Annotated in this window: 26 protein-coding genes; 5 read left to right on the top strand and 21 right to left on the bottom strand. The window is 42.2% G+C overall.

What is annotated here, in order from left to right; all coding sequences use genetic code 11:
• Nucleotides 1–24: 24 nt before the first annotated feature.
• The 7 genes from CU635_RS11580 to CU635_RS11610 all read right to left on the bottom strand — a co-directional run bounded on the left by CU635_RS11580 (nucleotide 25) and on the right by CU635_RS11610 (nucleotide 7,249).
• Nucleotides 25–438 (bottom strand): CoA-binding protein, encoded by a 414-nt coding sequence (locus CU635_RS11580; RefSeq protein ID WP_101577533.1) that lies wholly within the window; start codon nucleotides 436–438, stop codon nucleotides 25–27.
• Nucleotides 439–469: 31 nt separating this feature from the next.
• Nucleotides 470–1,369 (bottom strand): glycine betaine ABC transporter substrate-binding protein, encoded by a 900-nt coding sequence (locus tag CU635_RS11585; protein WP_101577534.1) that lies wholly within the window; start codon nucleotides 1,367–1,369, stop codon nucleotides 470–472.
• Entirely contained in the window at nucleotides 1,369–2,037 is a 669-nt protein-coding gene (locus CU635_RS11590) for an ABC transporter permease (protein ID WP_101577535.1), read from the bottom strand. The genes CU635_RS11585 and CU635_RS11590 overlap by 1 nt, the downstream gene beginning before the upstream one ends.
• Nucleotides 2,007–3,056, bottom strand: a complete 1,050-nt coding sequence (locus tag CU635_RS11595) for an ABC transporter ATP-binding protein (protein WP_101577536.1) — start codon at nucleotides 3,054–3,056, stop codon at nucleotides 2,007–2,009. The genes CU635_RS11590 and CU635_RS11595 overlap by 31 nt, the downstream gene beginning before the upstream one ends.
• Nucleotides 3,057–3,393: 337 nt before the next feature.
• Complete coding sequence (locus CU635_RS11600) at nucleotides 3,394–5,130, bottom strand: glycosyl hydrolase family 18 protein (RefSeq protein WP_180955602.1); 1,737 nt, start codon at nucleotides 5,128–5,130, stop codon at nucleotides 3,394–3,396.
• Between the two features lie 179 nt (nucleotides 5,131–5,309).
• Nucleotides 5,310–6,749, bottom strand: a complete 1,440-nt coding sequence (locus tag CU635_RS11605; RefSeq protein ID WP_101577537.1) for a phospholipase D family protein — start codon at nucleotides 6,747–6,749, stop codon at nucleotides 5,310–5,312.
• Between the two features lie 173 nt (nucleotides 6,750–6,922).
• The gene (locus CU635_RS11610; RefSeq protein ID WP_101577538.1) at nucleotides 6,923–7,249 is read right to left on the bottom strand and encodes a DUF3243 domain-containing protein; all 327 of its coding nucleotides are present in this window, start codon (nucleotides 7,247–7,249) and stop codon (nucleotides 6,923–6,925) included.
• A 216-nt stretch (nucleotides 7,250–7,465) separates the two neighbouring features.
• On the opposite strand from CU635_RS11610, the gene plsY reads away from it, so the two are divergent.
• From plsY to CU635_RS11625, 3 genes are all read left to right on the top strand, one after another.
• On the top strand, nucleotides 7,466–8,050 hold the full coding sequence (plsY, locus tag CU635_RS11615; protein ID WP_101577539.1) for a glycerol-3-phosphate 1-O-acyltransferase PlsY: 585 nt from the start codon (nucleotides 7,466–7,468) through the stop codon (nucleotides 8,048–8,050).
• A 373-nt stretch (nucleotides 8,051–8,423) separates the two neighbouring features.
• Nucleotides 8,424–9,542, top strand: coding sequence for a two-component system sensor histidine kinase NtrB (locus CU635_RS11620; RefSeq protein WP_101577540.1), 1,119 nt, complete (start codon nucleotides 8,424–8,426; stop codon nucleotides 9,540–9,542).
• A gap of 206 nt (nucleotides 9,543–9,748) precedes the next feature.
• Nucleotides 9,749–9,940: a hypothetical protein gene (locus CU635_RS11625; protein ID WP_101577541.1), complete on the top strand. Its 192-nt coding sequence runs from the start codon at nucleotides 9,749–9,751 to the stop codon at nucleotides 9,938–9,940.
• A 126-nt stretch (nucleotides 9,941–10,066) separates the two neighbouring features.
• Here CU635_RS11625 and CU635_RS24095 read toward each other — a convergent pair whose 3' ends face one another.
• Both CU635_RS24095 and CU635_RS23805 read right to left on the bottom strand, forming a co-directional pair.
• On the bottom strand, nucleotides 10,067–10,192 hold the full coding sequence (locus CU635_RS24095) for a hypothetical protein (protein ID WP_257985657.1): 126 nt from the start codon (nucleotides 10,190–10,192) through the stop codon (nucleotides 10,067–10,069).
• Nucleotides 10,193–10,501: 309 nt separating this feature from the next.
• Nucleotides 10,502–10,867: a hypothetical protein gene (locus CU635_RS23805; RefSeq protein ID WP_245917433.1), complete on the bottom strand. Its 366-nt coding sequence runs from the start codon at nucleotides 10,865–10,867 to the stop codon at nucleotides 10,502–10,504.
• A gap of 92 nt (nucleotides 10,868–10,959) precedes the next feature.
• On the opposite strand from CU635_RS23805, the gene CU635_RS11635 reads away from it, so the two are divergent.
• Nucleotides 10,960–11,250: a HesB/YadR/YfhF family protein gene (locus tag CU635_RS11635; RefSeq protein WP_101577542.1), complete on the top strand. Its 291-nt coding sequence runs from the start codon at nucleotides 10,960–10,962 to the stop codon at nucleotides 11,248–11,250.
• Nucleotides 11,251–11,306: 56 nt separating this feature from the next.
• Here the strand turns inward: CU635_RS11635 and CU635_RS11640 are convergent, their stop codons facing one another.
• From CU635_RS11640 to selA, 11 genes are all read right to left on the bottom strand, one after another.
• On the bottom strand, nucleotides 11,307–11,594 hold the full coding sequence (locus CU635_RS11640; RefSeq protein WP_101577543.1) for a hypothetical protein: 288 nt from the start codon (nucleotides 11,592–11,594) through the stop codon (nucleotides 11,307–11,309).
• A 15-nt stretch (nucleotides 11,595–11,609) separates the two neighbouring features.
• Nucleotides 11,610–12,044, bottom strand: a complete 435-nt coding sequence (locus tag CU635_RS11645; RefSeq protein WP_101577544.1) for an acyl-CoA thioesterase — start codon at nucleotides 12,042–12,044, stop codon at nucleotides 11,610–11,612.
• A 3-nt stretch (nucleotides 12,045–12,047) separates the two neighbouring features.
• Complete coding sequence (locus CU635_RS11650) at nucleotides 12,048–14,378, bottom strand: AAA family ATPase (RefSeq protein ID WP_245917435.1); 2,331 nt, start codon at nucleotides 14,376–14,378, stop codon at nucleotides 12,048–12,050.
• A 148-nt stretch (nucleotides 14,379–14,526) separates the two neighbouring features.
• Nucleotides 14,527–14,754: a small acid-soluble spore protein Tlp gene (tlp, locus tag CU635_RS11655; RefSeq protein WP_101577546.1), complete on the bottom strand. Its 228-nt coding sequence runs from the start codon at nucleotides 14,752–14,754 to the stop codon at nucleotides 14,527–14,529.
• 221 nt (nucleotides 14,755–14,975) lie between these two features.
• A complete protein-coding gene (locus CU635_RS11660; RefSeq protein ID WP_101577547.1) occupies nucleotides 14,976–15,125 on the bottom strand; it encodes an acid-soluble spore protein N in 150 nt (49 codons plus the stop codon).
• A 67-nt stretch (nucleotides 15,126–15,192) separates the two neighbouring features.
• Complete coding sequence (locus CU635_RS11665; protein ID WP_101577548.1) at nucleotides 15,193–15,324, bottom strand: FbpB family small basic protein; 132 nt, start codon at nucleotides 15,322–15,324, stop codon at nucleotides 15,193–15,195.
• Between the two features lie 149 nt (nucleotides 15,325–15,473).
• The gene (locus CU635_RS11670; RefSeq protein WP_101577549.1) at nucleotides 15,474–15,980 is read right to left on the bottom strand and encodes a redoxin domain-containing protein; all 507 of its coding nucleotides are present in this window, start codon (nucleotides 15,978–15,980) and stop codon (nucleotides 15,474–15,476) included.
• Between the two features lie 147 nt (nucleotides 15,981–16,127).
• Nucleotides 16,128–17,195, bottom strand: coding sequence for an S-methyl-5-thioribose-1-phosphate isomerase (gene mtnA, locus CU635_RS11675; protein ID WP_101577550.1), 1,068 nt, complete (start codon nucleotides 17,193–17,195; stop codon nucleotides 16,128–16,130).
• A 154-nt stretch (nucleotides 17,196–17,349) separates the two neighbouring features.
• The gene (gene acnA, locus CU635_RS11680) at nucleotides 17,350–20,058 is read right to left on the bottom strand and encodes an aconitate hydratase AcnA (protein ID WP_101577551.1); all 2,709 of its coding nucleotides are present in this window, start codon (nucleotides 20,056–20,058) and stop codon (nucleotides 17,350–17,352) included.
• Nucleotides 20,059–20,411: 353 nt separating this feature from the next.
• Nucleotides 20,412–20,672, bottom strand: coding sequence for a hypothetical protein (locus CU635_RS11685; protein WP_101577552.1), 261 nt, complete (start codon nucleotides 20,670–20,672; stop codon nucleotides 20,412–20,414).
• 323 nt (nucleotides 20,673–20,995) lie between these two features.
• Nucleotides 20,996–22,402 carry an L-seryl-tRNA(Sec) selenium transferase gene (gene selA, locus CU635_RS11695; RefSeq protein WP_101577553.1) on the bottom strand — a complete coding sequence of 469 codons (1,407 nt, stop codon included), beginning with the start codon at nucleotides 22,400–22,402 and terminating at the stop codon, nucleotides 20,996–20,998.
• Nucleotides 22,403–22,511: 109 nt separating this feature from the next.
• Here selA and CU635_RS11700 point away from each other — a divergent pair, with 109 nt between their 5' ends.
• A complete protein-coding gene (locus tag CU635_RS11700; protein ID WP_101577554.1) occupies nucleotides 22,512–22,901 on the top strand; it encodes an Hsp20/alpha crystallin family protein in 390 nt (129 codons plus the stop codon).
• A 193-nt stretch (nucleotides 22,902–23,094) separates the two neighbouring features.
• On the opposite strand, the gene CU635_RS23350 is transcribed toward CU635_RS11700, so the two are convergent.
• On the bottom strand, nucleotides 23,095–23,331 hold the full coding sequence (locus tag CU635_RS23350) for an Rdx family protein (RefSeq protein WP_342751453.1): 237 nt from the start codon (nucleotides 23,329–23,331) through the stop codon (nucleotides 23,095–23,097).
• Nucleotides 23,332–23,333: the final 2 nt, after the last annotated feature.

Raw genomic sequence — 23,333 nt, forward strand, 5'->3', positions numbered from 1 at the left:
ATGATTTCATGTTTCTTTAAAACGCTATTTCGTCATCGCATGCTCAACCTTGATACAGCGGTCCATGATGACAGTATAGCCTTTTTCTTTTAAATATTGAAAGACTTCTTGATCCCTTACCCCAAGCTGGGCCCAGAACACATCGGCATCCACTTCTTCAAACTCTTTTGCAAGCCCGGCTAAATGCTCGGGACGCCGGAAAATGTCGACAATATCGATATGGCCTTCAACATCCTTTAACGACGGAACAGCCTTCACGCCAAGCGCTTCATCAATATTTGGATTGACAGGAATGATTTCATAACCGGCATTTTGCATCGCTTCCGACACCATATAAGAGGTCCTTGCTGGATTATTGCTTAAACCAACAACAGCAATTCTTCTAGCCTTTTTTAAAATTTTGCCGATTTCTTCACGATCCGGATTTTCAATTGCCATTCTTTTCACCCTTTTCACTAAAAATATAGGATTATTCAGTGATTAAGCCCTTTTCAATCAAGAAATCTTTGGCCACCTGTTCAGGATCTTCCTTATCGATGTCGACCTTTGCATTCATTTCTGCCATTTCTGCTTCAGAAATCTTTCCGGCCAGACCATTCACAACCTTTTCAAGTTCAGGGAATTCGTCCAATACTTCCTGTCTGACGACCGGTGCTGCATAATATGGCGGGAAGAATCCCTTATCATCCTTTAAGGAAGCAAGATCATATCGGGCAATGCGGCCATCGGTTGTGAAGGCCGGAATCACATCAACTTCCCCTTCCTTGACTGCTTCGTACATAATATTCGGATCAAAACTTTTCTGGTCTTTAAACTCAAAATTGTAGGCTGCAACCATCGCGTCATAGCCATCCTCGCGCTCATAAAATTGGTGTGGTGCCCCAAAGGAAAGATCCTTTGAATATGGCACTAGATCAGAAAAATTCTCAGCTGCAATGTTTTTATCCTTCGTATAGGCAAGTGTATAGGTGTTTTCAAAGCCGAGAGGCTCTAGCCAAACTATATCATATTTTTCTTGATAACCCGTCTTTACCCGCTCAAATATGTCATCAGCAGACTCACCTGGTTCTGCCTTTTCTTTTAAAACCGCTTCAAGGCCGGTCCCAGTATATTCAACATACATATCAATATCACCTTTTTCCATTGCTGGTGTCAGGATCGAAACCTCCCCGAGTCCATCCTCCACCTCGACATCATAGTCGGTATGTGCTTTAATATATTCAGATAAAATATGCGGCAGGATGTATTGCTCTGTCCACATTTTCCCCGAAATAACAATCTTATCTCCTGAGTCACCGCTGTTGTTGCAGGCAGATAAAACCCCGATCATAAGCATAAGCGAGACGCACATTAATAATCTTGTTTTCATCAATTTCCCCCCTGAATATTTTTTAATCCCTTTGGTGTAGCTGCAACTTCAATTCGTTTTAAAATAAAGTCAAATAAGATTGCTAATAGTGCGGCAGGGATTGCTCCTGCTAACACAAGCTGATTATTCCAAGTCGATAAGCCCCTGTATATGAGTTCACCGAGGCCGCCTGCTCCGACAAATGTGGCCAGCGTCGCCACTCCAACCGTTAAAACAGTGGCAGTACGTACTCCCGCCATAATGAACGGAAGTGAGAGAGGCAGTTCAATTTTCGTTAAAATTTGTTGATTGGTCATACCCATTCCTTTGCCTGCTTCAATCACCGCACTGTCAACTCCGACAATTCCCGTGTATGTATTGCGCAGGATCGGAAGTAACGAATAGACCGTTAAGGCAGTAATCGCAGTCACATTACCAGTCCCAAAAATGGGAATCAGGAATCCGAAGAAAGCAAGGCTTGGAATTGTCTGAAATACAGCCGTAATCCCAATTACAAACTCGGCAAGCTTCTTCTTCCTTGAAACGATGATGCCAAGAGGCAGGGAGATTACTAGCGCAATCAAGATAGCCGTAAATGACAAAAATAAATGTTCCGTCAAACCTTGCCAAATATCATCAGATCTGGATGTAATCGTTTCTATAAATGCTGAAAATACGTTTTCTTCCATCTGTGGACATCCTCCATCCTTACCTCGGCCAAAACGCTTAATAAATGGTCTTTCGTGATGATACCGACCATTTTATGCTGTTCATCAACAACGCCGAGCGAATTTAGGTTTTTCTCAATAAGCAAACGGACTATGTCTTTAAGATCATCCTGCTCTTGCACGATCGGATAATCTTCTTCCTCGGTTAAAGCTGACATGGCTTCAAGGACTTCTGTAGGTTGAACGGTAATTCCTTGTTCGCCTTGGGCGGCTTTAACCATCACATCTTTCGCTGTTAAAGCTGTTTTTTCGGTTAACCGCTCTTCCCCCAAGAAGTCGCGGACAAAGTCATTTTCCGGGTTAGAAAGCAGTTCGTCAGGAGCTGCTATCTGAATGATTTCACCATCTTTCATGACGGCAATCCGGTCGGCAATTTTAAGGGCCTCATCAATATCATGTGTAACAAACACGATTGTCTTGTGAATTCGCTGCTGAAGGGATTTAAGCTCGTCCTGCAGCTGTTCACGGCTGATCGGGTCAAGGGCGCTGAATGGTTCATCCATCAATACGATCGGCGGTTCAGCGGCCAGGGCCCGGATGACACCGACACGTTGTTGTTGCCCGCCGCTTAATTCCAATGGATATTTGGACTTGTATTGTCCGGGATCAAGCCCAACCATCTCCAATAGCTCTTCAACGCGCTTTTCATAGTCTGCCTTTTTCCAACCCTTTAGCCTTGGGATTAGTGAAATATTGTCGGCGATTGTCATATGGGGCATCAGGCCGATTTGCTGGATCACATAGCCGATTCTTCTTCTCAGTTCCACACCATCCACTTCAGCAATATCTTCACCATCGATATAAATAGTGCCTGAAGTCGGAGCGATCAATTTATTGATCATTTTCAGCGTTGTCGTTTTGCCACAGCCGCTCGGACCAATTAAGACGACGAGTTCCCCTTTTTCAATATGTAAGTCGATCCCTTTTACTGCTTCAAACCCATCTGGGTATACTTTGCTCACCCGATTAAACCGGATCATTTACGATCACCTGCTTTTATTCTTGATTATCTATTTCGTGCTATTATTCCCCATAAGCGGTTTATCTCTTGCATTGACGCTTGAAGCTATATCCTTTTGCCTATACCCGAAAATTTTTCTGAAAAACCTTTCAGTCCGCTAAGATTTTCATTTATCTAACTTTGCGAACCTCTCGATTTCTATCTATTCCTTCTCAAATTTTCATGCTCAAATTTTCATGTCTTCCCTCCCTTTGACTTTCGCTTATTAGTTAATTCTGCCAGTTCTTATCGTAAAAGTCATTTTTCAAGCTTCTGTTTAAAAAAATGGCCTGATTGTCTCAGACCATTTTTCGCTGTTATTTCTTCGTGATGTTGTTATCTTTTTTCCACTGTAACGCTGTCCAGGCCGCTTCGTCGGCAAAATATCTTGACCAGCTTGCCACTCCTGCCAGTTCATATTGGGCGGCCATCTCTGTCCGTTTTCTTAATGAAAGTTCATCTTCAAGCCAAATTTTATATGTTGCTTGTTCTGCCTCATTATAGTATTCCGCGTAATTTTGGCCGCTGTCCGGATCATAAGTCGGTTGAATTTTGTTTGTAATAAGCCATTCCTTTACTTTATTCATCGACAGTGCCGTTGAAGTAACCTCGACGTTCCCGCCGGCGAGTACTTGTTCTTTCCAAAGTCTTGCGTATAAAGGGACGCCAAGAATTAATTGTTCTTTCGGGACTTCATCCAACAGTTTGCTTAAATTTTGCTCGACCCATGGAAAGCTGGCGACGCTTCCCGCCTTCTCAGAGCTTGCCCAATGCTCATCATATGCCATCACGATCATGTAATCGACGATATTCGCCAGTTTGTCTCGTTCATAAAAGGCAGACCAATTTCCACCGGAGATAAACGTAATATCCATCGAGACGACTAAGCCAGCCTGATGAAAATAAGCAGTTGCCTCGCGAACGAATTGGGTCACAAGCGGTCCATCAGCTTCATTTACATTTTCAATATCCAGGTTGATTCCGGCCAATTGATACGTTTGACTGTAGTTAAGCAGCTGGCGGATAATCTTTTGTCTTGTTTCGAAATCTTTAAAGGCTGAATGGGTCAGCTCCGGGTTAAAAGCGTTGGAAAAGAGTCCCCAAACATGGTAACCCCTGTTTCGCGCCCAGTTTACATAGTCAATGGATGCGAGATTTTTCACAGCTCCATCAGCTGATGTAAGTTCGAACCATGTTGGCGATACAACATTTACTCCGGGCATTGCCGGAATTTGATTCGTATCTGGATTTTTTGTATAAACAGCCTCCCAAGTAAGTTGGACAGGCCCGTCTAGTTGCGGAAGCACAGGATTATTCGAATCACGTGCAATGGTAACCACCTCTTCTGAAGTCTCCTTGACTAAATCTTTCTCGATATAGCCGGCAATTCCGCTTTCGTTTCTAACGAACAAATAATCGTCCGTTGCCTTTTCAATATATATCGGCTCTTGATCAATTGTTTTCGCAACATAGGCTGACTGGAGGCTTGCTTTAGTGCGAAGCCGCAACTTTTCAGCATGAGCATCCTTTCCCGTAATGACTCCTCTTGTCAGATGCTGCCCGTCCTGCTGAATCCAAACGGCATTTGATTCCTGCAAAACTTTAAATTGGATCGGAAAATAAGCCAGCATCGCATCGAGCGCGACATGCAATTCACCACTCTTGGCAGTTACTGCTGGAAACTGGAGTTCAACCGGCTGGCCATTTTCATAAATAGTCTGTGATTCGCCAGGCATTTGGACAACTTTATCCTTTGTTGCGATAATTATAGAATTAGATTTTTGATCATAGGCGATATTCCCTTCAATGCTGTTCATAAAGGAGACGGGAACATACACCGATTCACCTTCAATGATCGCATTTCCTGCTTGTGCCCCTTTAAAAAGAATCGGGTTGTCACCGATAAAATGATTGTCTTTCACCTTTGACGCAAAAGGATACAAGAGTAAGAGAACACTCGAAATGACCATCAAACACGCCAAGAGAAGTCCCCCGGCAATCCATTTTTTTGATAGTTGCTTTCGTTTCTCTCGTTGCAGAATTGCTATTTTCATCTCCCCCTCACTCTTATCGTACTGAAAACTGCCGGAAATGAAAAGGATTGTTTACCTCCAATAATACCTATGAAACCAATCTTTTTTCATCCCATATTGTTAACGAAAATAACAGACAAATAGTTTCATCATGAATAGAAAAAAGAACCGGTATATCCCGGTTCTTAATGAAAAATAGATTAATAGGTTGTAAAGCCCGTTGCTTTTTGGATTAAATAGGTTAAATACTTAAAAACGGGGAGATCGTTCTGATCCGCTTCGTAATCGACAGTATAACGCCCGTTTTTATTGTCCCAAATTCGCTCAAAATAGGAATCAACGTCTTGATATATATCTGTTTCCGGTGGTGCCGTGATTTTGATATCTGTCTCTAGATTAAGATCATTTAAGTTTCTTGCCGTAAAATTAGCAGAGCCCCCGATGATGACACCGTTGTTTTCTTTTTTGATAAACATTAGCTTACTATGAAATTGTTCTTTACCGATATCGTACCAGCGGATGTGAATATGGTCATGCCCGAGCTTATCCAGCTCTGCTGCTACCGGGATGTTTGGGAGTCCGATTTTTTCCGAGCCGAATGCATTTTTGTTCGGATCTAAAATAAGACGAATATTGACGCCCCGGTCTGCCGCTTCTTTTAAGTGGTCAATAACATGGCGATCTGCAAGATAAAACATTCCAAGCCATACTATATCCCCTTTTTTTGTATCATTGAGCTCGCTTAATATATGTTTTGGAATTTTCCCTTCTGTCAGGAGCTGGATTTTAACGGGGCCGGGTTCTGCTTCTGCAGCTTGAAATTCCGGCAGCTTTGGGCCATTTGAAATGTTGGAAACAGCCTGCTCAGATTCCAAAATGTCATTTATAATATTCCCGCTTACTTGAAAGGCTATATTTGAATGGTTAGCACTTTCATCATGAGGGTTTGCTGAAGAAATAATTGCCGTTTTTTCGGATACAAATACCTTACGGTGGTTTGCTTTAATGTTCAACAGTTTAAGATAGGAGCGCATCGTCACATCCGGTGCAGTTTCCGCCAAAGGATTCGGCATCCAGCCGTTGCCATTCTGGCCAAACCAGTGGATAAATGTTCGCCAAATCCCCGAGTAAAGAGGATTAGAATCCCTAAGCCGGTCGACATTGGTATACACGGTTTCGATTCCGTGTTTTTTTAGTTCTGTCAACTCCTTTGCTCGATGGGAGTTGTATGTTGTGTTGATCTCATCTGTAATAAAAATAATCTTGATATCGTTGTTTTCCTGCTTTTTCTTAATCAGTTCTTTTGTTAAAACAGCACTGATTTCGGGGAAATCCTTGCCTGGTTGTGTATATCCGTTAAATAAAAACATATCTATCACGATATACTGTTCAGCATTGCGAATTGCCTCAAATATGGTATCAAATATATGCTGATCATGCATGATGCGTCCATTTTCATCTTTATAGGTGAGATCATAAAGAAATGAGGCATCTTGAACAGTGTGAACTTTTCCTTCATATGAAATATTCGGGGGCAGCGGCTTTTGTCTATTGTAAATAATCACAGTACTGATGATGGCTATAACGAGAAGCGGAATCCACACCCTTTTTTTCTTTATCAGGATTTTTAGTTTATTCAATTTAAGACTCCCCTTTAAATGCTATCTGTTCGCCTTGAGTGGACTTACCGGCCTTTCACAGCCCATTTGGTCCGTTTTACCCATTTGCCACCAGCACAAAACTCCTTGTCTGCCGTTTAGCGAATTTAAAAAACTGCTTCGCTTTATGCAGAAGCAGCCTGTGTGTTCATTATTTAGTGAACTAGCCTTACTAGCATATGGGCAAGCATATGCTTTTCTTCTTGGTTGCCGACTTGCCAGAGCTCCTGCAACAATTTTTCTTCGCGATTGCGAGGCTCTTCCTTTTGGGCAAGATAATCACCAACCTTTTGGGCAGCGTTTGCGAGCTGCTCTTCATCAAGCCCCAGCTTCATTCCTTTCGAAACTTTATCGCCCAAATAGCTTTTAAATTGATCAAAATTGGCTAAGATCTCTTCCTTTTTTTCACTGCCCAGGTCATTTAATTTTGCTTCAATTCTTCCATCCGCGTCAGTATTAGATTGATTGATCTGATGTTCCATGGTGAACCTCCTTTTCTATTAATGGGTAATCTGTTTTCATTTACCCCTTCATCAGAAACTGAAACAGTTTCTAGCCATGCAAGCTATGTTTATATTATCTAGTTTGCCTTGCTGTGGTAAATTTATTGTCAGCAAACATATTTAAATCCGCGATTTATCTGCTATAATATTTTCGGGGTGCTATTATTATTTTGCCACCGATGAAGGGGTGAATACATGGCGGTTGACGCATTAATCATTTTATTAGCTTATTTACTTGGGTCAATTCCTTCAGGCCTGATTATCGGAAAAGTTTTTTATGGAACCGATATTCGCCAGCATGGAAGCGGTAACCTCGGAGGAACCAATACATTCCGGACTCTCGGAGTAAAAGCGGGGTTGATTGTTACAAGTGCCGATATTTTAAAAGGAACACTTGCTGCAGCATTGCCTGTTTTGTTTGGATCAGATATTCATCCATTGATCGCAGGTGTTGTTGCAGTCGTTGGCCATATGTACCCGTTGTTTGCGGGGTTCAGAGGCGGCAAGGCAGTCGCAACATCAGGCGGGGTGCTGCTTTTTTATGCGCCACCGATGTTTGTCATAATGCTGTTAATCTTTTTCGTAAGTCTGTACATAACAAAGTATGTTTCCCTATCTTCGATGATGGCAGCAATCGCCGCTGTTATTTATGCAATCATCTTTGGTGATCTTCCGCTCATCATCGTCGTCTCGATTCTTGGTTTTTTTGTGTTCTACCGGCACCGGGCCAATATTAAGAGAATTATCAATAAAACGGAACCTAAAGTGAAATGGCTGTAGAGGATGAAAACCTTCCTCCGCAGCCATTTTTCTGCAGTTTTTCTTTTCAATGGAACTGACAATCCTCTTGTAAGAACATTCATTCTGATCTTCCTTTCGGCTTTCAGTTGCATAGTCCGCCTACAATTCGCTCCATTTAAATAATTTTTTATTTGCTCAAATGCCAAATGTTCTAAAAAAGAAATATTTTGTGCGTTATTGCTAACATATGGGGTATTTTGGTATGATAATAGTATGAAAGTCTTATTTATCAGCAAACTCTTTTTTCAGTTCGCATAGTTTGACATAATCATACTTTATTATCCATAAAGTATATTGACCGTGCGATTTTGATACGCAGTTTTTTAATAATAATGATAAGGATGGTTCGGAAATGGACTCATATGAGAACGTTTTAGAAAAACTGCCTTTCCCCTATTTTTATATTGAGCATAACTTATTGATATTGATGGCGTCGAAGTATGCGGAAATGGCCTTTCAAGCGCCATATGCCTTTTCAGAGCTGGTGATGGAGCGCGATGAAGAAAAACTCCGCTCTTTCTTATTTGAATGCTCAAATAAGACCTCTTTGACTATTCCAATGAACCATGTGGATTACGGTTTCATAACTTATACCATTTACAAAGTCGCTTCCGAACCCGGGATCCATCTTTTCTGCTTTCCAACTGAAGCGCATACGGCAGAAATTCAAAGTTTAATCACTACAGTGGAACGTAAACTGACCTTTTTTCACGGACAGCTTGCCGAGAAAAAACAAGCCTTTGAAAAAGCCATACAAGAAATGCACGAAGCAGCGATCGCAACCAGCCATATTACTACTGTAGAAAAGCTTGCGGCCGGGATTGCCCATGAAATACGAAACCCGCTTACGACCGTGAAGGGTTTTATCCAGCTTATCAAACCATATTTAAATGAAATTGGGAAAGAAGAATATGCGAACGTAGCCCTTGAAGAGATTAACAGGGCCAACGATATCATTTACGAATTTTTGAATGCTGCAAAACCGAAGAAAAATAAAACCGAGTATGTTTACTTAAATACGATCATCCGGGAAATTTTCATGCTTTTTGAAAGCGAGGCACACTTACGGAACATCCGTTTTACAGTCGAGTATGACCAGCGAGATGCACTTTTACATATCGATAATAAACAATTGAAACAAGTGTTGGTCAATATGGTCAAAAATGCATTGGAGGCAGTCGATGAATTGGGCTCCGAAAGACAGGGCGACATTCAACTAATAACGCAAGTATGTTCAGGTTGTGCGTTTATTATTATTACAGATAACGGCTGCGGAATCGCTGAGCAAACGGCCGAGAAGCTTTTCAATCCTTTCTATACGACTAAAGAAACAGGAACAGGGATCGGTTTGTCTGTGTGCAAAAAAATTGTTGAAAGTAATGGAGGAAAAATATACGTCGAAAGTACGGTTCCTCAGGGGGCAACATTTAAAATTGCTCTCCCTGTGGCCAGCGAATTAGCCTCCATTTAGCAGCTTTGTCCCTGCTGCAAAGAAGCCGGGTGCTGTTTATATTCTCAAGCAGGGTCTGTTACAACAATCCCTGCTATTTGTCCATTCCCGTTTCCTGCTCTCAGCAAGATAAATTCATTTTTTTGTCAAGAAATAACGCGGGTTGCTTCGGAATATCGTTTAAACTAGTAATAAGAACATTTACTGATTAGGAAGGTGTTTACACAATGAAAGAATTGCACTTGAATACAGGCGAGCTTATATTCGCAACGTCGGTGCAGGAACATGAGGACGAAGAGTTCCATTTAGAATTTTTTCATTTCCAACCTGATTACGATTGCGAAGGAGTCCCACTAAAAACAATCAACAACTTTGATGAATTGATCGATTTTTTAGAGATGATGGATCCGCCTGTTTAGAATTTTTTTTTGAAAAATTGTTGCGATAAAGATTAAAAAGCGGCTGCCCCAAAATAACCGGGGCGCCGCTTTCTTTGCAAACGGGAAAAACCAGGCAATGCCCGGGCGTGATTAGGCATGAAAGTCTCAAATCTTCAGCAATTGAAAACGCCCTGTCCCAAGGACATCTTCGACAAAATCCAGCTTGATGTTGTTAAAATATACAGCATCCCGTTCGTGAATAACGACCTTTAATTCTTCAAATGTAATCACTTCATCAGCTTCTAACGGCCGCTCCTCCAGAGACAGCTTTAATTGGGGACCTCCTCAGCCGATTCCCATCGCAAGCCTTACGAAAAGCTCTTCTTCCTGAAATTTTTTCTCTTTCTCGACAGCTTTATGGATTGCATCATAAGCTTTTTCTGTCATCTTCAACATCGGATCACCCCTTGTATTTTAAATTGCTTTACCCTTCTCCATTCGTTCAAAACTAATGTAGTTTTAGACGGAGATCGGGACTTACGATTAGCCCAAGCCTGGTTAGATAGCATCTTCCCAAAAATTCAAGCAACAAAGTGACGGTTAATGGTAAAAGCGAGGAGTATTATTAACAAGATATGCGGCAATCGTCGGTGAAAAGTGGGCCGTTCTCTTCAATGGAGCTGCATTCGGATTTTCCCATCTTGCATATGGTTTTTCGTTTATTTCTTGCCTTGGAATTGCAATTGGTGGCCTTTTTCTCGCCGGATTAACGATTCGATCAGCGAGCCTGCTTCCGGCTGCCATTTGGCATGTCTGTCTCAATCTGCTCATGATCCTGAGCGGTTTAATTACGATATCGTAATCTTCTCGTAAAAACCAAATCGTCTGGCGCCGTTTCGAGCTTGAAATACCAGTGTTATCGGATATTTGTCTGTAAATTAAACTGATCGTATCGCGAATTTTCATCTGACCATACTATGTAGTGACGTTGATCACTCGCTTCAATGCCGGTTGTATTTTATAATGAAGGTATACAGCAATGGAAGGAGCCGAACCACATGAATATCTTTGTGAGCGATGATGCAGCTGAATGGTATAAACAAGAAATGCTCTTGAAAGACGGTGACTTTGTGCGATTTTTTGCCAGGTATGGCGGATGCAGCACTGTCCAGCAAGGTTTTTCCCTAGGCATTTCAAATGAAAAGCCGCTTGATATCGGGGCGAAAACGAATAAGGACGGCATCACCTATTATATAGAGGAAAAAGACTTATGGTATTTTGATGACCATGATCTCCGCATTGAATACGATTCAGAAGCGGAAGAACCTGAATATCACTACTCTAATTAAGGCAGACGCTGGTGGCGTCTGCTTTCCTTTTAACCTGCATTGAAGTCCTCTATCTTTCACCAAATATGCTCAAACAGCCCTTCTGTCTTCAAAATTTCAACCTGTCTTGAACCAATCAAGTCAAAATGCGGATAGTCTTTCCGATTATGAATCCACTCTGATTTAAGGTCATATTTGGCGCCCCATTCTGCCAATTTTTCAATGTTGCTGCAGCCTACTTTTGTAACAGTATTACAGCCTGGGAAACGTTCATCCAGCCAATAATGTGTTATAAAAGCTATTTCCCCGGCCGAGATTTTCCTTTTCCAATCCTGCAATTCCTGTCTGTTTATTCCGAATGCCAACGATCTCACCTCATGTCAATTTGCAGCTTGTTCCACTTTTTTTGCTTTTTCGTAAGCCTCATGCCAGTCAGGATAACTTCTTTTTATAGAAATTGGCCTGAATGATTCTTTTTTTACACAAACATGCTTGGATAAGCCTGTAACTGCTATGTTGCCGGATTCATCTGCGATCTCATAGGCATACGTGACCCTGAACCCGTCATATTCTTCAATCCACGTCTTAACAAGCGCTTTTTCTCCGTATCGAACCGGCTTTTTATAGGATGCTTGAATATCAATTACAGGGGAAATAATCCCCTCCCCTTCTAGTTTTGCATAGTTGAACCCTAAATCTTCAATCAACTGTGTGCGGCCGAGCTCCATCCAAATAAGATAATTCGCATGGTAGACAACCCCCATTTGATCTGTTTCAGCATAGCGAACTTCAATTTCCTTCACCGCAACATGCATGTTCTATTCCCCTTCACTTACTTTTTTGATTGCTTGTGCAAAATCGGCTTCATTCAGCTGAGCCGCTTTGTCTAAAAGCATTTCTCCTCCATAACTCGACATAAACCTGAGTGCCTGAAATTGAATGGCTTCATCAACAAGATTGGTTGCATATCGGCCATTCCCAAACGTGTCGGCATCTTTAAGAGAAGCACGTATAAACTGTCTGCCTTCTTCAGTTATTTGATATTGATAGGCCGCGGCATATATTTCAATGATTTCAAGTAATTCTTCTGTAGAATAATCGGGAAAATGAAAGAATTTCTTAAACCGTGAGCGGACGCCCGGATTGCTATCAAGCAGCCGTTCCATTTCGTTCGGATAGCCGGCTAAAATGACAACAAGATTTTCATTATGCTTTGTCATTTCATCAACTAGCGTATCGATCACTTCCCTGCCAAAATCACCATGGCCATTTCCGAGCAATGAATAAGCTTCATCAATAAACAGCACTCCCCCGAGAGCCTCCCGGATTTTCTTCTTAGTTTTTATAGCCGTTTGCCCGACATAGCCTGCAACTAAATCTGCCCTGCTTGCTACGACTAAATGACCCCGTTTCAACATTCCGCATTCTTTGAGCAACCGCGCATAAATTTTCGCCACAGTTGTTTTCCCGGTGCCCGGATTTCCGGTAAAAACGGCGTGGAGCTGGATTGTCACAACCGGCATGCCATGGTCTCTGCGGAGCTGCTGCATTTTAACAAATGAAATTAATGATTTCACGTCATTCTTGACTGTCGCTAAGCCGGTTAGCTGTTCCAATCGCTTGAGCGGTTTTTCTTCAAGCTCCCTCGCTCTTTCCGTGAAGTCTTCTTTTTCCAGAAGCGTATATATTAGAAAATCGTTGCGTTTTTCAGTTGAAGACCCTTTTTTAAAAATCGCATCAAGAACGAGGTTGCGGATAGTTCTCGCATTTCCAAACGTATCGTCAACGCGCTCCCTGTCAATCCGTTCGCCGAGTGCTCTCTTCGCATCTTCTGTTAAGATAAAATCATTTTCATAAGCAAGCTTTTCGGCTATCTCAACCAATTCAGTTTCGTTGTAATCCTCCAGGTGAATATGATTGGAACTTGGAAAACGGCTTCTCAAACCAGGATTGGTATCGAGGAAATGTCTCATTTCTTCAGGGTAGCCTGCCAAAATGACCGCAAATCTGCCCTCATACTCGCTGCCGGTCATAAGTGAGACAAGAGTGTCGATCGCTGTTTGGCCATAATCGCTCCCCGATTGTGAGTCCCGCTTTAAGCTATAGGCTTCATCAATAAATAAAACTCCGCCAACTGCCCTTTCGACGATCGCTCTGACGTTTTCTTCAGTCTGGCCCACATAGGCACCGATCAGCTGGGATCGGTCTGCTTCAATGACTTCCTCTCCGGGCAGAACGCCAAGCTCATGGAAAATTTTTGCGAATAGACGCGCTAATGTTGTTTTTCCCGTACCCGGATTTCCCGTTAAGACAATATTAAGGTTCAACGCATCCTTTGTTTGGAATCCAAGCGCTTTGCGTTCTTTTTGGTACTTTAGAAACCGGTAGAGGTTGTTCACTCTTTCCTTTACCGATTCTAAACCAATCATCTCATTTAGTTCTTCTAGAGGGCTTATGTTTTTGCTGTTCGTTGCTTCTTCCGTAAACAGGCTAAGCCATTCCAGTTTTAATCGCTCAATCTCTTCAAGACTCGTTTTCAGATCCTCCACACGGGTCGATGTATAAAAAACACCACTTATCGAAGCCTCATATTCTTCGGCCGCCTTTAACAAGCGGGATGTATAGTCAATCACATCTTGCAAAATTTTTATTAAGTTCGCGTATACCGCTTCAATAGCCGTCTGGTTGAGATCGATTAAAGCTTTTTGCCATTTTTCGAGCTGCTGCAACTGTTCCTCTGCCTCTTCCAAAAAGACTCGGCAAATAGCAATATATTGGTCGGCAATTTTCTGTTTTGTCGTCCGGTTATCGGTTTCTCTAATCGTTGGAAAAACAAGGCGGCTCAAGAGGTCCCGGTTCTTTTTCCATTCAAACTGGGCAAGATACGAGGTTGCCCGTTCATTGGAGGGATGAAACTGAGCGGCTTTTTCCATCCATGCCAAAACAAGTGAATCCTGATGGCTTTTTCGGCTTCTTGATAGTGCTGCCAATGTATATAAAACCGACAATTCTGCCTGGTCCTTATCATCATTTAAATGCGAAATTGTTTTTAACAATTCGCCCTCATTCGAAATACAACCCGTTTCTTTTAGCTCTAGTTCCCAGTTAGTGATTTTATCTTGGTGATTTAGCTGTTTGTGCTGTTTCACAATACCATCTCATTCTGTATGATCATTTTCTCTATCTTACCATAATTTAATGAGCAGCTAAAAAAGAACCGCCTTTTATAACAGGCTTTAAACGGGAAAGACCTGTCCCCGCTGGAACAGATCCTCCTTTAATCATTCCTTAAGTTTTCTATTGGTTTTGCTGCGCCTGTGCCTCATCCCTTACTTCTTGGCGCAAACCATCCAGGCTTTCACGGCGGCGTTCGTTCTTCGCTTCAACTTGGGCACGCGCTTCTGGTCCGGCAAAGTCAAGTGTCGCTTCAGCCTCTTCCATATTTTCAATCGTATTGACTATCATTTCTTGCAGTTTCTCGACATTATCACTGCGATCATCCGGTTTGGGTCTAATGTCAGCCATTGTGTTTTCCTCCTTTGGATTAAGATGCTACACAAATAGTTTGTAACGAATTCGAGAGAAAAATTAAGGGAAAAAGAGGGGAATTCTTATTATCGGAGTTGTTTTGTTGCGATCGAAACATTGATGAAAAAAGAAAACCTCCACCCTGATTGGGGCGGAGGTTTGGGCGGTCAGTATTAAAACCCAAGCCATTGCGAGACAATCCTGATAATGGGTTTTATTTATTCCCCTTTTGTCTGGATAACTTGAGGGTGCTGACCAGAGCGGTCCTGCATCTGTTTCCCTTTATTTCCCCCAAATCCCCGCGGTTGAGTACCTAAATGGTTTGGGACGAATTGTTGCCGGTTTTTTCCATGTATGTTCTTGCTCATGTAATCATCCTCCTTCTTTCATTATTACCATGAGAAGAAGGAACCATGACTGGAAAATAGAGCTGGACTACTCTGCCTTATCGAGTCTTTTTTGTTCAAGGCGGGCTTCTATTTTCTCGATCGCATCACGGTCATTTAGGAGCTGGCGCTTATTTTCCGAAACAAGCTCGGAAAAAGAACGTTTACGAGGCTTTCTCATCACTTTTCACTCTCCTTTAATATTATAGTAACAGTAATTATGCCCAAAAACGCTTTCAATTATTACAACTTTTTGAAAATTAAATATCGTCTTACATCTTATTTGCCATAATAAAAGACACCCTATGTTTGGGTGCCGCTGAGACCGGGTTATTCATTGATGAACTGGTTCATTTGTTCTTGTGTCATCGCGCCAATATGTTTACTTTGGACAATTCCAGCCTCATCTATATAGTAGGTCGTTGGGATTGATATGATTTGATAAATTTTGCTAACCTCTTCTTGATCATCAAGAAGAATCGTAAAAGTAACTCCTTTTTCTTCAGCAAATCCCTTCACATCATTTTTTGGGTCGATGTTCACCGCCAGAACAGCGATTTCATCCTTCATGTCGCGATAAAACTTTTCCATGGCAGGCATTTCTGCTTTACAAGGGGGACACCAAGTCGCCCAAAAATTGAGCATTACTTTCTTTCCTTTATAATCAGAGAGCTGTACTTTTTCCCCTGTCAACGCAGTTAATTCGAAATCGGGAGCTTTTACACCCATTTTCAGTCCCGGCAGATTGTCTGGCTGTTCTTCCTTCTCCATCGCCTGAACGATCGCCACGGTTAGTAAAGCAGTCAATATTACCACAGCGATTATTTTTTTGACCATGCTGTCCCTCTTTTCCCATTTTGTCATCCTCTATTAATAAGTATTTTACCCTAGAAAATGCGAAAAAATAAGGTGGCCAACGGTCAAAAAACAACCAGAAATGTGACGATTCTCGAAACACTCGTTAAAGAAGCTGGCCAATTCAGGTCAGCTTGAACTTGTTAATGATGATTGAAATAATTTAGGAAGTTGTTCCTTAAAGTTTCCTCTTAAAATCCCTTTTTCGGTAATGATCGCCGTAATTAAATGATGTGGCGTTACGTCAAAAGCGGGATTATATACTTTAACACCTTCCGGCGCTGTTTGTTTGCCAAGCCCAGCAGTAATTTCCGCCGCATCCCTTTCTTCAATTGGAATTTCGGCTCCTGTTTTAGTAGCAAGATCGATTGTTGAAATCGGAGCAGCAACATAAAAGGGAATATTATGGGCTTTGGCCAGCAACGCGACACCATAGGTTCCAATTTTATTAGCTGCATCCCCGTTTGCAGCGACACGGTCACATCCAACGATTACTGCTTGGATCCAGCCTTTTTGCATGACGATGGCGGCCATATTGTCAGCAATTAAGGTAACATCGATGCCGGCTTGCATCAATTCCCATGCTGTTAATCTCGCTCCCTGCAGAAGAGGGCGTGTTTCATCCGCAAAAACCTTCATGTCCCAGCCACGTTCTTTGGCGAGATAAAGCGGCGCAAGCGCTGTCCCATATTTTGCTGTGGCAATTCCACCGGCATTGCAATGAGTCAGGATTCCCATTCCATCTTCCAAAAGGGTTATGGCATGTTCACCGATACTCCGGCAAACCTGTTCATCTTCTTCACGAATTTTGTGCGCTTCGTCCTCGAGCGCCGCTTTGATCAACGTGACAGGCTTGCTGCTTTCACTCTGTGCCCGTTCATTCATCCGTCGTAACGCCCAAAATAGATTGACCGCAGTCGGTCGTGAGCCAGCCAGGTAATCTGATTTTTCTTTAAAAACGGTGTAAAAGGAAGAAAAACTGTCTTCAGGAGCTTCTTTGAGCCCGAGAAGCAAGCCGTATGCAGCTGCGATGCCAATCGCCGGGGCACCGCGCACCTTTAATTGCTTGATGGCATTCCAGGTGTCCTCGATAGCGGTTATTTCTAAAAAATCGATGATGGTGGGAAGCTTTGTTTGGTCCAATATATATAATTTTCCGTTTTCGTATGTGACGGATTGGATTGCTGTATTATTCATCAGTAACTCCTCTCACATTGCCATGCATTATTATGAAGAATATTTTAACACGCCGATGTCGAGCTTTTCTATTCCTATTTTCTAAGACAATTTCCAAAACGAGTATAAATGAAAGAACACCATGCAATGATTGCATGGTGCCTGTTGATTTTACCTAGTTTTTCAATTTATCACGCAGTACCATTGGCAGGATACCGCCGTGACGATAGTAATCAATTTCAACTTCAGAGTCAAAGCGAACAAGCACTTCAAATGTTTTCTTGTTGCCGTCTTCATCTGTAGCTGTTACTGTCACAAAGTCACGAGGCCTTACATTTTCATCAATTTGCACATTGATTATTTCTTTACCGGTTAAGCCAAGAACTTCTGCGCTCTCTCCTTGCTTGAACTGAAGTGGAAGTACACCCATCAATACAAGGTTTGAGCGGTGAATACGCTCATAGCTTTCTGCAATAACTGTCTTGATGCCTAGCAAGTTTGTTCCTTTCGCAGCCCAGTCACGGGAAGAACCCATTCCATAGTCTTTTCCGGCAAGAACTACAAGCCCTGTTCCATCTTCTTTATATTTCATACAGGCATCGTAAATGGATGTCACTTCGCCAGTTGGCCAGTATGTTGTGAAGCCGCCTTCTGTACCAGGCGCTACCTGGTTGCGAATTCGGATATTTGCGAATGTTCCGCGCATCATCACTTCATGGTTACCACGGCGTGAACCATAAGAGTTAAAATCACGTGGTTCTACTCCTTTTTCACGAAGGTATTTTCCAGCTGGAGTATCTTTACCGATTGCACCGGCTGGTGAAATATGGTCAGTCGTCACTGAATCACCGAATTTGCCAACAATACGCAATCCTGTTAAAGGCTCCACATGACCAGCATCAGGAGTTAAGCCCTCAAAGAACGGCGGGTTTTGGATATAAGTTGATGTGTCATCAAAAGAATATAATGGTTCGTTGCTCGTTTGAATTTCGTTCCAGCGGGCATTATCGTCAAAAACATGCTCGTATTCTTTACGGAACAAATCAGGCGTAACAGTGCGCTTTACAACTTCGTTCACTTCGGCTGTTGACGGCCAAATGTCTTTGAAGAATACATCGTTGCCTTTTTGATCCTTGCCGAGTGATTCTGTTTGGAGATCAATATCGACGGTTCCCGCTAATGCATATGCCACTACAAGCGGTGGGGATGCCAGGTAATTAGCTTTCACAAGCGGGTGGATCCTTCCCTCGAAGTTTCGGTTGCCGGAAAGGACCGAACCAACAAGAAGATCGTTTTCAGCGATAGCTTTTTCAATTTCCTCGCGTAACGGGCCCGAGTTTCCGATACAGGTTGTACAGCCATAACCAACGAGGTTAAAGCCAAGCTGTTCCAGGTAAGGAAGCAACCCTGAATCGCGCAAATAACCTGTAACAACTTTCGAGCCAGGTGCTAACGAAGTTTTGACGAACTTCGGAACTTCCATACCAAGCTCAACAGCTTTTTTCGCCACTAAACCAGCACCAACAAGCACATACGGATTTGAAGTGTTCGTACAGCTTGTGATGGCTGCAATAGCAACAGCGCCGGTTTTCATTTTCGTGGAATCACCATTGTGAAAATCAACGGTAATTTCTTTATTGATTTCCGTCGGCTCTAGCCCAAATCCCTGGTTTCCCTGCGGTGCGCTCAATGCTTCGTTAAAGGATTGCTTCATCATTGACAGCGGAATTAAATCCTGCGGGCGTTTTGGACCTGAAAGGTTCGCTTCAATTTCAGAAAGATTAATTTGAACAACATTTGTATATACTGGTTCTAGAGATGGATCAAAAAACAGTCCATTTTCCTTGCTGTATGTTTCGACAATTTTGATTTGTTCTTCAGAGCGTCCGGTTAAACGCATATAATCAAGAGACTCGGAATCAACCGGGAAGAATCCGCAAGTTGCTCCGTATTCCGGAGCCATGTTTGCAATCGTCGCCCGGTCAGCTAAAGGAAGTGATGTAACACCAGGACCGAAGAATTCTACAAACTTGCCTACAACCCCTTGGCTGCGAAGAACTTGGGTTACTTTTAATGCCAGGTCGGTAGCTGTTGTACCATTAGGCATTTCACCTACTAATTTCACACCAACCACTTCCGGAACCGGGAAGTAGGATGGCTGGCCAAGCATGCCTGCTTCTGCTTCTATCCCGCCAACGCCCCAACCGAGAACACCAATCCCGTTGATCATCGTCGTATGCGAGTCTGTCCCAACAAGAGTGTCCGGGAACGCTTCAAAATCTCCATCAGGCGTTTCAACTGCATGGACAACGTTTGCAAGAAATTCCAGGTTTACCTGGTGGACAATTCCGGTCGCCGGAGGAACAGCACGGTAGTTATCAAATGCTTTTTGCGCCCAGCTCAAAAATTGGTATCTTTCTGCATTCCGTTCAAATTCCAATTCCATATTAACCTGAAGGGCATCCGGAGTTCCATATTTATCGACCTGCACAGAATGGTCAATAACAAGGTCAACCGGCTTTTCCGGGTTGATTTTATCCGGGTCTCCACCCATATCTGCCATCGCTTTACGCAACGAAGCGAGGTCAACCACTGCTGGCACCCCTGTGAAATCTTGTAGAATTACGCGTGAAGGTTTAAAAGGAACATCTATTTCCTTAACTTCACTTGTTCCCCATTTAGCTAGGTTTTCAACATGTTCTTTCGTAATAACACGACCATCCAATTGGCGAAGTACTGATTCAAGCAGTACTTTAATCGAATATGGCAGCTTGGTAACTTTGCCTATTCCGGCTTTTTCAAGAGCAGTTAATTGATAATAATGATAGCGCTTCCCGCCCAATTCAAAAAATTTACGGGCATTAAAAACATCATTCTTTGCCATATATAGTATCCCCCTCTTTCGTAAACATCATATAACAAATGATATTAATTGTCGAAAAGTTTGAATTTTTTCTCCCATCCACTCTTTTCTCACAATTTTAATGTTAATACAACCTCCTGTATAAGTAAATAACAAGAAAGTTATTGTTTATGATAAGTTTTTCTTATGATTTATACGATTTTTAAAGTGTTATTGATAAAAAACTTGAACATAGCAACAATCATAAAATAATTTTCTAGTCGTTTCTTTTTCTTTATTATTGCAGGAAAGTTTTTTTTGCGCATATAAACACAATAAAAGCCCGGTACATGACAGTATCGGGCTGAAATATGTGAAGGGGTTCATCAGCACGGCTATTCGCCGACCTCTACCCCTTTGATCATTTCCTCTAAATCCTGCTGGTATTTTTCCAGCTGGATGCGCTGATGCTCTGATGCCACTTCCAAGGCATTTTCAATTTGCTGGTATGCCTCATTCACTTCATTTTTTAAATGCTTTAATTGATGCCCGTAGCTTGCGCTGTCCCTGACAATATCCAAATAAAGCTCCATCGCATTTTCCATTCCCTGCTGTGCTGCTTGAAAAGCTTGTTGTTTATCTTTATGGTAAGGCATGAATGTCACTCCTGTTTTAAAAATCTGTAACGTTAAATTGTGCAATCACTATGAATTTATTCAGTATAAATCGGAGGCAATATTTCCATCCTAACAGTAGGAAGGATTGTATGAACAAAAACTTAGAGCAAACATATGCACATAAACGGTCTAAAAGGAGATCAAAACTCTCAGCCGGCTCTGCTCAGCGGATCACATAAAGTTAAACGAAAACCATTCGAGACAACAGCATCACGCACACTAATATATGTAAGTGTAAAAGGCAGACCCCGCCTGAGCTAAGACAAATCACAAAAACGAAAAAGCTCTATCCACACCCTTTTTTATTTAAGCGAATGTAAAGCTTCTATAATAAAATCTTCTTCCTCGACAGCCACCGTTCTTAAGTCTATGTATACTTCATCCTTGTGAATTCTTGTAACGATAGCAGGTGTATAATCCATTCTCAACTTCCGGGCAGCCTGCTCAGCCTGAATGTCTCTAAACTTCAGCACTATAGGAAATGACGGTAATAAAACATCCGGCATAGTTCCCCCGCCTACCTGGCTCACTCCGTCCACTGCTTTCGCCGAAAAAGTAGCGGTTTTTCCAAGCTTTGCAAGAAAGTGCTCGGCACGTTCCATTAATTCTTCCTTTGAGGTGAGCAAGTCCCTGATCGCAGGGATTTTTTTCATTCCCTGTTCCCCTTTTAAATAAGCGATCAGGGTCGCTTCAAGGGCTGCCAGTGTCATTTTGTCAATCCTTAACACCCTGGCGAGCTGATGCTTTTTTAAACTGTCAATGATCGTTTTTTTTCCGGCAATGATTCCTGCCTGCGGACCGCCAAGCAGCTTGTCGCCGCTGAATGAGACAATGTCTGCTCCCATCTTTAGCACTTCGCCGACAACAGGTTCTTCACCAATCCCATGTTTACTGAAATCATACAATGCTCCGCTTCCTAAATCTTCATAGAAAATAATTCCCGGTTGCTTATTTGCAAGGGCTGCCAGATCATTACTATCAACCATTTCGGTAAAACCAATGACCTTAAAATTGCTTGTATGCACTTTTAATAGCATGGCTGTATTTTCATTAATCGCTTTTTCATAATCGCTTAAATGTGTCTTATTCGTCGTTCCTACTTCAACGAGCTTGGCCCCGCTCTCTTCCATAATGGACGACACTCTAAATGAGCCGCCGATTTCGACGAGCTGACCGCGTGAAACAACGACCTCTTTTCCAGATGCCAGGGCACGCAGGATCAAAAAAACGGCTGCAGCATTATTGTTGACGATCATTGCTGCCTCTGCGCCGGTAATTTGTTTTATGAGCGATTCTGCATGGGCATGCCGGGAACCGCGCTCCCCTTCAGGCAATTTGTATTCGAGATTGGAATAATAGCGGGCAGCTTCAAGTGCATGCCGGACTGCATCTTCGCTGAGCCTTGCCCTGCCTAAATTAGTATGTAAAATCGTTCCTGTCGCATTAATGACACGCTTGATTGTATAACCTGTCTGCACTGCAAGCTCTTCAGTTAGCAGCTTGAAAAAATCATCTAAGAACGCTGATGTACCAGGAGCTGCACCTTTCCATGCTTCCTGTAATAATTGCTTCCTGATTGAGTCAACGGTTTTTTTTACGTAAGTGGACATAGTTGAAAAATCTAACCCATGCTCTTCCATCAACAGCTTAAAGCGGCTGTCATTTTGGTATTCATGAACAGGGGGAATTAAACGCAATAACTGGTTCATTTTGAAAACCCCTCCAAATCATTTTGCGCGTTAATTATACCATTTTGATATGTCCAGCACATATCAGAATGTAAGCGAATATAATATAGTAGCAAGGAGGGTCATCATCATGAATGACGAAAGCAAAGAACAACCGCTTGATTTACGGTCACTTGAAAAATGGCTCGAACAATATTTTCTGGATCCGCTCACCAATTATTTGGATGAGACGGCGTTCAGAATTGATATGTTTGAAACAGAGCAAGAGATCATTATTGAAGCACTGTTGGGTGAGTTTCCTTCCTCGCAAATTACCGTCTTTCTTGAAGATAAATCGATTATCATCTCAGCGGTTGATAGCACTTCTGCCACTCCCCAGCTGCGCCAGCGTAAGGTCACTTTTCCTTTTTCAGTTATTCATAAGCATGTCCATGCAACATTTGCTCAAGGCATAGTCGAAATTTTTTTATCAAAAAATAAGGCTGGGTCAGGCCAGAATAGATTTGTGACCCTGCCATAATCAAGAGATTTTCCGTATAATCCCTCTACAAAGAATGCCTCATATACGAGCAGAAGAGGCATTCTCTATTGATATATCTCTATTTAGTTTACATAATAAAATTATCGTATATTATATATTCATGAATTATGCCACCGAAATTTATATCAATCCATTTCAAAACCCCCATCCACAATAGATGGGGGTTAAGGCGTTATGCCTCCATTTTTTCAATGATTTCATTCGCTTTTGGGAATACTCCAGTTTCGAGCTTGGAGTAGACTTTATTGCCATTGACTGTTACTTCAAATGCTCCCCCGGAACTCGGGATCAATTCAAGCTTCCCGATGTTTGCACGGAAATGGGTAAATAGTTCTTCCGCGAGACCCGCGGCTTTAGGTGCATAGTTTCACTGCATGCAAAATTCAACGGTTAACTGATATTTATTCATGA

The sequence above is a fragment of the Bacillus canaveralius genome (assembly GCF_002860125.1).
Classification (GTDB): Bacteria; Bacillota; Bacilli; order Bacillales; family Cytobacillaceae; genus Bacillus_BJ; species Bacillus_BJ canaveralius.

What these genes read in the sequence shown, in the direction of transcription:
- CU635_RS11635 (WP_101577542.1), top strand. Translation starts at nt 10,960, where the DNA reads ATGAATATCTTTGTGAGCGATGATGCAGCTGAATGGTATAAACAAGAA.
- CU635_RS11600 (WP_180955602.1), bottom strand. Translation starts at nt 5,130, where the DNA reads ATGAAAATAGCAATTCTGCAACGAGAGAAACGAAAGCAACTATCAAAA.
- CU635_RS11585 (WP_101577534.1), bottom strand. Translation starts at nt 1,369, where the DNA reads ATGAAAACAAGATTATTAATGTGCGTCTCGCTTATGCTTATGATCGGG.
- selA (WP_101577553.1), bottom strand. Translation starts at nt 22,402, where the DNA reads ATGAACCAGTTATTGCGTTTAATTCCCCCTGTTCATGAATACCAAAAT.
- acnA (WP_101577551.1), bottom strand. Translation starts at nt 20,058, where the DNA reads ATGGCAAAGAATGATGTTTTTAATGCCCGTAAATTTTTTGAATTGGGC.
- plsY (WP_101577539.1), top strand. Translation starts at nt 7,466, where the DNA reads ATGGCGGTTGACGCATTAATCATTTTATTAGCTTATTTACTTGGGTCA.
- CU635_RS11665 (WP_101577548.1), bottom strand. Translation starts at nt 15,324, where the DNA reads ATGAGAAAGCCTCGTAAACGTTCTTTTTCCGAGCTTGTTTCGGAAAAT.
- CU635_RS11645 (WP_101577544.1), bottom strand. Translation starts at nt 12,044, where the DNA reads ATGCATGTTGCGGTGAAGGAAATTGAAGTTCGCTATGCTGAAACAGAT.
- CU635_RS11590 (WP_101577535.1), bottom strand. Translation starts at nt 2,037, where the DNA reads ATGGAAGAAAACGTATTTTCAGCATTTATAGAAACGATTACATCCAGA.
- CU635_RS11660 (WP_101577547.1), bottom strand. Translation starts at nt 15,125, where the DNA reads ATGAGCAAGAACATACATGGAAAAAACCGGCAACAATTCGTCCCAAAC.
- CU635_RS11700 (WP_101577554.1), top strand. Translation starts at nt 22,512, where the DNA reads ATGAATGACGAAAGCAAAGAACAACCGCTTGATTTACGGTCACTTGAA.
- CU635_RS11580 (WP_101577533.1), bottom strand. Translation starts at nt 438, where the DNA reads ATGGCAATTGAAAATCCGGATCGTGAAGAAATCGGCAAAATTTTAAAA.
- CU635_RS11610 (WP_101577538.1), bottom strand. Translation starts at nt 7,249, where the DNA reads ATGGAACATCAGATCAATCAATCTAATACTGACGCGGATGGAAGAATT.
- CU635_RS11625 (WP_101577541.1), top strand. Translation starts at nt 9,749, where the DNA reads ATGAAAGAATTGCACTTGAATACAGGCGAGCTTATATTCGCAACGTCG.
- CU635_RS11595 (WP_101577536.1), bottom strand. Translation starts at nt 3,056, where the DNA reads ATGATCCGGTTTAATCGGGTGAGCAAAGTATACCCAGATGGGTTTGAA.
- mtnA (WP_101577550.1), bottom strand. Translation starts at nt 17,195, where the DNA reads ATGAATAATACAGCAATCCAATCCGTCACATACGAAAACGGAAAATTA.
- tlp (WP_101577546.1), bottom strand. Translation starts at nt 14,754, where the DNA reads ATGGCTGACATTAGACCCAAACCGGATGATCGCAGTGATAATGTCGAG.
- CU635_RS23805 (WP_245917433.1), bottom strand. Translation starts at nt 10,867, where the DNA reads ATGAAAATTCGCGATACGATCAGTTTAATTTACAGACAAATATCCGAT.
- CU635_RS11620 (WP_101577540.1), top strand. Translation starts at nt 8,424, where the DNA reads ATGGACTCATATGAGAACGTTTTAGAAAAACTGCCTTTCCCCTATTTT.
- CU635_RS11670 (WP_101577549.1), bottom strand. Translation starts at nt 15,980, where the DNA reads ATGGTCAAAAAAATAATCGCTGTGGTAATATTGACTGCTTTACTAACC.
- CU635_RS11685 (WP_101577552.1), bottom strand. Translation starts at nt 20,672, where the DNA reads ATGCCTTACCATAAAGATAAACAACAAGCTTTTCAAGCAGCACAGCAG.